This window comes from Cupriavidus sp. 05N38 (assembly GCF_056397345.1).
On sequence record NZ_JBFTNF010000022.1, the window covers coordinates 92,420 to 102,284 of the forward strand.

A 9,865-nucleotide genomic window follows, 5' to 3' on the forward strand; every position below is an offset into this window, starting at 1 on the left:
GCGGGCACCACGGCAACCAGGAAAGGAACCATCATGTTCGGCATCCGTTTCATCAAGGCAGATCCCACCACCTACCTGATGCAGATGAAGGGCGGCAGGATCCTGCGCGAAGGCAGCGGCCAGTCGTTCTACTACTACGCGCCCACCACGTCGCTGGTCGCGGTGCCGGTGGGCAGCCAGGTGCTGCCCTACATCTTCGAGCTGATCACGGCGGATTTCCAGTCGGTCACGGTGCAGGGCAACCTCTCCTACCGCATCACCGAGCCACGCAAGACCGCGGCCATGCTGAACTTCGCGCTCAAGCCGGACGGCCGCAGCTATATATCCGAAGACCCGCAGAACCTGCGCGCACGCGTCGAAGGCGTGGTCGAAGTGCTGGTGCAGCAAGCCGTGAGCGCCGAGACGCTGCGCGCCGCGCTGCAGGGCTCGGACCGCATGGCACGGCAGGTCGAAGCTGCGCTCAAGAGCCACCCGGACGTGCTGGCGCTGGGGCTGGAGGTGCTGTCCTTCTCGATGGTGGCCGTGAAGCCGCGCGCCGAAACCGCACGGGCGCTGGAAGCCGAAGTCCGCGAGCAGATCCTGAAGGCCGCCGACGACGCCATCTACGCGCGCCGCAATGCCGCGGTGGAGAACGAGCGCGCCATCAAGGAAAGCGAGCTCGATACCGAGGTGGCCGTCGAGCTCAAGCAGCGCACCATCCGCGAGACGCAGATGGAGGCCGAGGCCGCCGTGCAGGAAAAGCAGGCGCAACTGCAGGCCAGCGCCATGGAAGCGCGGATCACGCTGGAAGCGCGGCGCAAGGAGTTCGTCGGACTCGAGGCGGACAATACCCGCACCACGGCCGAGGCCGAGGCGCACCGCCTGGGCGCCGTGATGCAGGCGCTGCAAGGCGCGGACGCGCGCATCGTGCAGGCGCTGGCCGCCTCCGGCATGGCGCCGGGACAGCTGATAGCGCAGGCCTTCGGCGGCATCGCCGACAAGGCCGAACGGATCGGGCAGCTCAATATGTCGCCGGAGCTGCTGCAATCGCTGCTGGCACCGCAGGCCAGGGGCCGCGCCCGCGATTGAGCCACGCTTGCTTCAAGCCTCGGGAGCAGACACACCATGAGCAACGCCGCCGACCGCAAGGTAGTGCTGGTCACGCGCAAGACGCGCCTGGAGGAACTGCTGGCGCGCTATCACTCGCTGGCGCAGGCACGCTTCTACCTGGAGCACCTGGGGGCGGACATCAGCGACTACCAGCGCGAACACGACGCCTACCAGGCCGCGCGCGCCCAGGTGGGCAACGCGCTGTCGCGCTACCAGCGGCGGCAGGTGGTGGACCGGCAGTTCCTGCCCAACTTCCTGTTCGGCCCGGACGATATCGTGGTGGCGCTAGGCCAGGATGGCCTGGTCGCCAACACCATGAAATACCTGGACGGCCAGCCGCTGCTTGGCGTGAACCCGGACCCGGCGCGCCATGACGGCGTGCTGCTGCCGTTCCGGCCCGGCGATGTGGCGCGCGTGCTGGCCGAGGCCATGCAGGACCGCCGCCCCGCCCGCCCGGTCACGATGGCACGCGCCGAGCTCTCCGACCAGCAGGTGCTGTACGCGGTCAACGACTTCTTCGTCGGGCCGCGCAGCCACACCTCGGCGCGCTACGAGATCCAGCTCGGCGGGCGTGGCGAGGTGCAATCGTCGAGCGGCATCATCGTCTCCACCGGTCTCGGATCCACCGCCTGGCTCAAGAGCATCGTCACGGGCGCGCGCGCCATCGCGCTGCCGGACGGTGGCGAGGCGCCCTACCAGCCGCTGCCCTGGGATACCGACCGGCTGGTGTTCGCCGTGCGCGAGCCCTTTCCCAGCCGCGCCAGCCAGGCCACGCTGGTGTACGGCGAGATCCCGCGCGGCGAGCAGATCGTGCTGCGCTCCCTGATGCCCGAGGCCGGCGTGATCTTCAGCGACGGCATCGAGGCGGATTTCCTGCAATTCAATGCAGGCACCGAGGCGCGCATCGGCGTGGCGCAGCGCCGCGGACAACTGGTGCAATAGCGCGGCTCTGCGCCGCTATCTTCCTTCCGCCAGCAGTTCGATGCCGTCCAGCTCGGCGGCGCAGGTATCGCGCACGATAGAGACGAAATCGCGCACATAGGGCCGCCCGGCCAGTCCCGCCGGCGTGGTGGCGTACAGCTCGCTCCACAAGCCCTTGGCCCCGATGCGCTTGGCCAGCACGTAGTCATGGTCCACGTAGTTCTTGACGCCCCAGTTGGGCAGCGCGGCCACGCCGCGGCGGCTGGCCACCAGTTGCAGCACCGCCACCGTCAGTTCGGCCGTGCGCCGCTGCAGCTTGATGCCAGCCGGCTCCAGCACTTCGCGGATCAGGTCGATGCGCTGCTCGGGCACCGGGTAGGTGATGAGGGTCTCACCGTCCAGGTCGGCTGCCTCGATACGGCGCTTGTTGCGCAGCCGGTGCTCGTTGGCGATCACCGCCAGGATCTCGAAACGGAACAGCGGCGCCACCGCCAGCCCGCGCTTGGCCGGCGGCAGCGAGCCGATCACCATGTCGGTCCGGCCCTCGGCCAGCAGCGCCAGCGGATCGGCGTGGAAGCCCGCCACCAGGTCCACCTCGACCTCGGGCCAGCGGCGGCGGAACTCGTCCATCACCGGCATCAGCCAGTCGAAGCAGGTGTGGCACTCCAGCACGATGCGCAGTTCGCCGCGCGTGTCGCCCTTGAGCCGGATCAGGTCGCGCTCGGCCGTACTGATGGCAGCCAGCGTCTCGCGCGCCAGCGCCAGCAGGCGCTCCCCCGCCGGCGTGAAGCGCAGGCCCTGGCGGGTGCGGTCGAACAGCGGCAGGCCGTAGTGCGCCTCGATGCCCTTGATCTGGTGGGACAGCGCAGACTGGCTCACGTGCACGCGCTCGGCGGCGGCCGCGAGCTTGCCGGACTCCGCGATGGCCACCAGGGAACGCAGGTGCCTGACTTCGATCACGGCGCGCTCCACCCTGTACATCCGCACGCCCGAAAACCTGGATATGGTTTGATATGAAATCCATTCATACGTTGATTAAATCTTATCGCTTGATTCATTTTACGCCGGATTCCACACTGGGCGCCATCGTCACATACCAATTGCGAGAGCACCTGATGGCAAGCACACATATCGCGGGCTTCCCCCGCATCGGCGCCCAGCGCGAGCTGAAATTCGCCCAGGAGGCATTCTGGCGCGGCGAGACCGGCGAAGCCAACCTGCGCGAAGTGGCCGCCGGCCTGCGCCAGCGCCACTGGCAGGCCCAGGCCGAAGCGGGCCTGGACAGCGTGGCGGTGGGGGACTTCGCCTACTACGACCAGGTGCTCGGCCTGAGCGCGCTGCTCGGCGCCCTGCCCGCGCGCTTCGGCTTCGAGCCCAGGCAGCTGAGCCTGGCGCAGTATTTCGAGCTGGCGCGCGGCAACAAGGCGCAGCCCGCCATGGAAATGACCAAGTGGTTCGATACCAACTACCACTACCTGGTCCCTGAACTAGGGCCGCAAACGCGCTTCGACGGCGGCGTGGACTGGTTCTTCGATGAAGTGGACGAAGCGCTCGCGCTGGGCCTGGCAGCCAAGCCGGTGCTGATCGGGCCGGTCACCTACCTGTGGCTGTCCAAGAGCCATGCGGAGGGCTTCGAGCGCCTCAGCCTGCTGCCGGCGCTGGTATCCGCCTACGCCCGCGTCCTGGGCCGCCTGCGCGAACGCGGCATCGAATGGGTGCAGATCGACGAGCCGGCGCTGTGCCTGGATCTGGAGCCGGCCTGGCTCGACGCCTATGACAGCGCCTACGCCGCGCTTGCCGGCTCGGGCGTCAAGCTGCTGCTGGCCACCTACTTCGACACCGCGGCCGACCACGCGGCGCGCGCCGCCGCGCTGCCGGTGCAGGGCTTCCATCTCGACCTGGTGCGCGCGCCGCAGCAGCTCGACGCCTGGCGCAAGGTCCTGCCGGCCGGCGCGGTGCTGTCCGCCGGCGTGATCGACGGCCGCAATATCTGGCGCACCGACCTGCGCCGCGCGCTGGCCGTGCTGGCGCCGCTGCACGCGGAGCTGGGCGAGCGCCTGTGGGTGGCGCCGTCCTGCTCGCTGCTGCATGTGCCGGTGTCGCTCGAGGCCGAGCAGAGCCTCGATGCCGAGATCCGCGACTGGCTGGCCTTCGCCACCGAGAAGCTCGACGAGGTAAGCGTGCTGGCACGCGCGCTCAACGAGGGCGAAGCCGCCGTCGCGGCGGAACTGGCCGCCAACGAGGCCGCGCTGGCCTCGCGCCGCGACTCGCGTCGCGTGGTCAACCGGCAGGTGCAGGCGCGCGTGGCCGCGCTCACCGCCGGCATGGCCGAGCGCAACAGCCCGTTCGACGCGCGCATCGCCCGCCAGCGCGACGCGCTGCAATTGCCGGCGCTGCCCACCACCACCATCGGCTCCTTCCCGCAGACCACGGCGATCCGCCAGACGCGCGCGGCCTACAAGCGCGGGGACATCGGCGCGCTGGAATACCTGCAGCGCATCCGCGCCGAGATCGAGACCGCCGTGCGCAAGCAAGAAGCACTGGGCCTGGACGTGCTGGTGCACGGCGAGGCCGAGCGCAATGACATGGTGGAATATTTCGGCGAACAACTGTGCGGCTACGCCTTCACCGCCAATGGCTGGGTGCAGAGCTATGGCTCGCGCTGCGTCAAGCCGCCGGTGATCTACGGCGACGTGTACCGGCCCGAACCGATGACCGTGGAGACCACGCGCTACGCGCAGTCCCTCACCGAGCGGCCGATGAAGGGCATGCTCACGGGCCCGGTGACCATGCTGCAATGGTCCTTCGTGCGCGACGACCAGCCGCGCGCGGCCACCACGCTGCAGCTCGCCCTGGCGATCCGCGATGAGGTGTCCGACCTGGAACAGGCCGGCATCCGCATCATCCAGATCGACGAGCCGGCGCTGCGCGAAGGCCTGCCGCTGCGCAAGGGCGACTGGGAAGCCTACCTCGCCTGGGCCGTGCATGCGTTCAAGATCTCGGCCGCCTCGGTAGCGGACCAAACGCAGATTCACACCCATATGTGCTACGCGGAGTTCAACGACATCCTGCCCGCCATCGCGGCGCTGGACGCCGACGTGATCACCATCGAGACGTCCCGCTCGGCGATGGAGCTGCTCGAGGGCTTCGGCGCGTTCGACTACCCCAACGAGATCGGGCCGGGCGTATACGACATCCACTCGCCGCGCGTGCCGAGCGTGGAAGCCATCACGCACCTGCTCGAACGCGCCTGCGAGGTGATCCCGCCGCAGCGCCTGTGGGTCAACCCGGACTGCGGCCTCAAGACGCGCGCCTGGCCGGAAACCGAAGCGGCGCTGGCCAATATGGTGACAGCCGCGCGCAGCCTGCGCGAGCGGGTCGGCAAGGCTGGCGCCACCCGGTGGCAGCGCGCCACGCGGGCGGCCGGGCCGGGCGGCCTCACGGGCCATCACGTAGCGCATCAGGCAACACATCAGGCAGCACATCACGCCGGCCATGCGGCGGGCTGCGTCGATTGCGCGACGCACGCCAGCTAGCCCGGCATCCTCCCGCGCCCCCCTTGCGCGGCGCGCCAACCGGCCGGTGTGCTGCGCCAGTTCCATGGCCAGAGCTATGGCGTGCTGGCCGGTTAGCTGTATTGTGTTCCCTTGAGCGCCTGCAGGCGGCAGGAATGTGCCGCATTCCACACGGTTGCGGCACTGTGTCACATAGCGCGCGGCGGGCGATATTCCGTATCGTACGCGGCTATCCAAGCACGGTAAAAAAGRCGCGGCCCCACGCAGGTCCGGCGCCACAAGGGAAAACATGAAGAGAGCCAGACACTGGAAGCGGCGCGCCGCCGCCCTGCCCGCCGCGGCATTCACGACCGCCGCACTGGCCCAGGCCACCGCCCCGGCAGCGCCGGATGCCACGGTGACGCTGCCGACGACCACGGTGACGGCCAAGGCGCATGGCTCGCTGACGGCGCCCTCGGTGGGCCAGCAGAAAGAGACGCTGTTCGGGACTGCCGGCTCGGTGGGCTTCGTCGATGCGGCTTCCTACAGCGACACCTACGCCAGTAACCTGCGCGACGTCCTCAAGGACTCGCCAGGCGTCTATGTGCAGGAGCGCTACGGCCAGGAACTGCGGCTGTCCATCCGTGGCTCGGGCATCGCGCGCGGCTTTCATACGCGCGGCCTGGACATCCTGCAGGACGGCGTGCCCACCAACTTCGCCGACGGCAGCGGCGACTACTACCAGATCGACCCCCTCGGCCTGAGCGCGGCCGAAGTCTACAAGGGCGGCAACGGCCTGGCCTACGGCACCACCACGCTGGGCGGCGCGATCAACTTCACCACGCCCACCGCGCTGACCGCCGACGCGCCCAACCTGGTGCGCGTGGACGGCGGCAGCTTCGGCACGGCACGGGCCAGCGGCCAGGTCTCGCGCCAGATCGGCGCCTTCGATTTCCTGGGCAACCTGAGCGTCAACCATTCCAACGGCTACCGGGACCACGAGCGCGGCCAGTACGAGCAGTTCAACGCCAACTTCGGCTACCGTTTCAGCCCGGCGGTGGAAACCCGCTTCTACCTCGGCGCCTACATCGTCGACCAGCAACTGCCGGGCTCGCTCTCGCTCAGCGATGCGCTGAACAACCCGCGCAAGGCCTCCGCCAGCGCGCTGGCCGGCGACCAGGCGCGCAACACCCGCACCGAGCGCGTGGCCAACGTGACCACCGTCAAGCTGGACAGCGGCCAGCTCGACTTCAGCACCTGGGTCATCCACAAGAGCCTGTACCACCCGATCTTCCAGGTGATCGACCAGGACTACTGGACCTACGGCTTCGCCCCGCGCTACACCGGCAACCAGACCATCGGCGGCCTGCGCAACCAGGTGATCGTCGGCGCGCGCTTCTTCGGCGGCAACAACGATGCGCGCCAGTTCATCAACATCAACGGCAACCGCGGCGCGCAGACGCTCAACGCGGCGCAGGACGCCTACAACTACGAGGCCTACTTGGAGGACCGCCTCTGGGTCGTGCCCACGGTCGCGCTGATGGCCGGCGCCAAGGCCTACCGCAACGTGCGCGACTACCACGACTACGGCGGCCTGGCGGCGAACCCCACGCCCAAGTCGGATCGCACCACCTACAGCGGCGTCAATCCCAAGTTCGGCGTGCTGTGGGAACCGGTGCGCGACGTGCAGGCCTTCGCGGACATCACGCGCAGCGCCGACGTGCCCGACTTCACCGACCTGACCCAGACCATCGCCACCACCACGCGCTTCGTGCCGCTGGCCGCGCAACACGGCTGGACGCTGGAACTCGGCACGCGCGGCAAGCGCGAACGCTTTTCGTGGGACGTGACGGCGTACCGCTCGCTGGTGCGCGACCAGCTGCTTCAGTTCACCACCAACCCGGATGTACCCGCTGCCACCTTCAATGCCAATCGCACCACGCTGCAGGGCGTGGAGCTGGGCGTGTCCGGCGACGTGCTGCAGAACGTATTCGGCAGCGGCGACAGGTTCACGCTGTCGCAACTGTGGAACTACAGCGATTTCCGCTTCGACAATGATCCGCAGTATGGCAACAACCGCATCGCAGGCGTGCCGGAGCATGTGTTGCGCACCACCGTCGCCTACAGCCGCGCGGCCGGCCTGCGCGTGGCAGGCACCATCGACTGGGTGCCGGGCGGCGCCTACGTCGACTACGCGAATACGCTGCGCACGCCGGGCTACGTGCTGCTGGGAGTGCAGGCCAGCTACGACTTCCAGCGCGGGGTCACGGTATTCCTCGACGCCAGGAACCTGACCAACAAGCGCTACGTGAGCGATTTCAGTACGGTGGCCGATGCGCGCACCGCCAATACCGCGGTCTTCTATCCAGGCACCGGGCGCGCCTTCTATGCCGGGGTGAAGTACAAGTTCTGAGGCCCGCCGCCATGGCGCAAGGGGCAGGGGTGCTCGCCGCGCAGCGCCCCTGCCCCTTTGTCTTTCCTGCCGCTGTTCCCTTCCCTGCGCCTTAGTCGATCCGCTCCACCGGCGGGACCACCCAGGTGCCATCGAGCATGGCCTGCTTGGGCCAGTAGACTCGCAGCATCAGGTTGAAACCGTCCGCCGGCGCTGGCAGCCAGTTCGGCAGCTGGCTGGCCGGCGGACGTGCATTCTGGATGACGAGGTCGAGCGAGCCGTCGCGGTTGTACTTGAGGCGGTCGCGGTCGCCGATGGCGTAGCGGTTCAGCGGGTTCGCCGCGAACGCCTGCTTGTCGTTGTAGAGCGTGAGCGACCAGAAGGCGCTGGTCGGCGGCAGCTGGTTCTTGTCGAAATGCATGACATAGCGCTTCGCTCCGCTGAGCGGCTTGCCGGCCGAGTCGACGCGCGTGCTGGGGTAGAGCGCGTCCGCCGGCAGGTTCGCCCCGAGGCCGACCCACGCCACCAGCGCGCGCTTGCCATAGGCGGTGCCATAGCTGCCGAGGTCGCGGCGGATGTTCCACTCCGCGCCGGTGTCGGCGCCGCGCCTGGCAGCGCCCGAGATGCCGGCCAGCGCGGCGGTGGCGCCTTCCTGCACGGCACGGGCCGTGGAGGGCTCGAGCGCGGTCACGGAGAACGGGGCGCCGGGCACGATGCCGAGCTTCTTGATCGATGCCACCATGGCGGCGTCTGCCGGCGCGGGCGGATTGGCAGGCAGCAACTCGGCGAAGCGCGTGAAGAACGCCTGCGCGTCCATGGCTGCCACCTGCTCCACCGGCGGGGTTTCCACATCGGCCGTGCTGCTTTCCGGCGCGGCGGCCGGCGCGGCCTTGCCGCGTGTCTTGCCGGCGCGCTGCCAGGCCGACAGCGGCATCAGGCGGTATTGGTTCTGCAACTGGCGCACCGCCGCGTAGTCCTGCTTGCCGTTGGTCTGGGTACGGCCGATCAGCCAGACCATTTCGGTGGGTGCGTGGATTTCCTTCACATCAGGCGGCAAGGTGCCCGTCCACTTCGGGCCGGTGATAGCGAACACGGCCTTGCCGGTGCCGGTGGTGCGCTTGCCCGGCGAAGCGAACACATTGGTCCAGCCGTCCATCAGCGGCATCAGGTAGTAGCGGCCGTGGGTATCCGGCAAGGACAGGATCACCGGTTCCGCGCTCAGGTCCAGCCATGCCGACGAGTAGAGCGTGTCGGCATTCGGGCTGACCACATCCGTAAAGGTGGCGTCCGGGAAGCTGCGCTTGTGCGCGAAGGTATTGGCCGGCGTGCGCGCGGTCATGACCTCGCGCGTGACATCCATCAGCACCAGCGGATAGGCGTAGGTGAAGACCTGGGCCGACAAGGCCTTGATGGTCGCGTCCGGCTGGGTGGAAGCGCCCTTCGGCGCTTCCACCTTCTGCGGTGCCGTGGCGCACCCGGCCAGCAGCAGGCCGAGCGCCGCTGCGCCCGCGATCTGGCGAATCGAAAAACTCATGACCCCGATCCCTTGTTTTTGGATTGACTACCCGACACGTCGGTCACGTCGGTTACCGCTGGAGCGGCGACATTTTTCCCGCGTGTGATTGAGCGATTTTATTCGATCGATGATGTGCTGGCGAGTCCGCACTTGTCAATTCCGGGCACGGGAATAATGCGGCATAACGCACCAAAGGCCGAGTCTTATGGCGCGCTTCCGGGCGGGGAGCGGCGCTCCCGCCTGGCCGCGCCTCCTGCGTCCCGCGTGCCTCTTGCATGGGGCGCCGGCTTCGTCCGCCAGGCCCCCGCAGGTTCCTCGCGTTGCCTTCTGATCTTAGATATGCCGCGCCCTGCGCGCCATCCGGATTTTCTTCCCCGTCAGCCGCCGGGATTAAAGGGTAAACCACACTCTGATCGACCCTGAAATACCATCAAAAATAGGACTGCTCTTATA

Annotated in this window: 6 protein-coding genes; 4 read left to right on the forward strand and 2 right to left on the reverse strand. The window is 68.3% G+C overall.

The window, feature by feature from the left end; genetic code table 11:
- Positions 1 to 33 precede the first annotated feature (33 nt).
- Positions 34 to 1,068, forward strand: a complete 1,035-nt coding sequence (locus AC1DK4_RS17850; protein WP_441620332.1) for an SPFH domain-containing protein — start codon at positions 34 to 36, stop codon at positions 1,066 to 1,068.
- Between the two features lie 36 nt (positions 1,069 to 1,104).
- Positions 1,105 to 2,031: a diacylglycerol kinase catalytic domain-containing protein gene (locus AC1DK4_RS17855; protein WP_441620334.1), complete on the forward strand. Its 927-nt coding sequence runs from the start codon at positions 1,105 to 1,107 to the stop codon at positions 2,029 to 2,031.
- A 15-nt stretch (positions 2,032 to 2,046) separates the two neighbouring features.
- Here AC1DK4_RS17855 and AC1DK4_RS17860 read toward each other — a convergent pair whose 3' ends face one another.
- Positions 2,047 to 2,970, reverse strand: coding sequence for a LysR family transcriptional regulator (locus AC1DK4_RS17860; RefSeq protein ID WP_441620336.1), 924 nt, complete (start codon positions 2,968 to 2,970; stop codon positions 2,047 to 2,049).
- A 155-nt stretch (positions 2,971 to 3,125) separates the two neighbouring features.
- On the opposite strand from AC1DK4_RS17860, the gene metE reads away from it, so the two are divergent.
- Both metE and AC1DK4_RS17870 read left to right on the forward strand, forming a co-directional pair.
- On the forward strand, positions 3,126 to 5,546 hold the full coding sequence (gene metE, locus AC1DK4_RS17865) for a 5-methyltetrahydropteroyltriglutamate--homocysteine S-methyltransferase (protein WP_441620338.1): 2,421 nt from the start codon (positions 3,126 to 3,128) through the stop codon (positions 5,544 to 5,546).
- Between the two features lie 268 nt (positions 5,547 to 5,814).
- Positions 5,815 to 7,917: a TonB-dependent receptor family protein gene (locus tag AC1DK4_RS17870; protein ID WP_441643242.1), complete on the forward strand. Its 2,103-nt coding sequence runs from the start codon at positions 5,815 to 5,817 to the stop codon at positions 7,915 to 7,917.
- Positions 7,918 to 8,008: 91 nt separating this feature from the next.
- On the opposite strand, the gene AC1DK4_RS17875 is transcribed toward AC1DK4_RS17870, so the two are convergent.
- The gene (locus AC1DK4_RS17875; RefSeq protein WP_441616837.1) at positions 8,009 to 9,430 is read right to left on the reverse strand and encodes a DUF1254 domain-containing protein; all 1,422 of its coding nucleotides are present in this window, start codon (positions 9,428 to 9,430) and stop codon (positions 8,009 to 8,011) included.
- Positions 9,431 to 9,865: the final 435 nt, after the last annotated feature.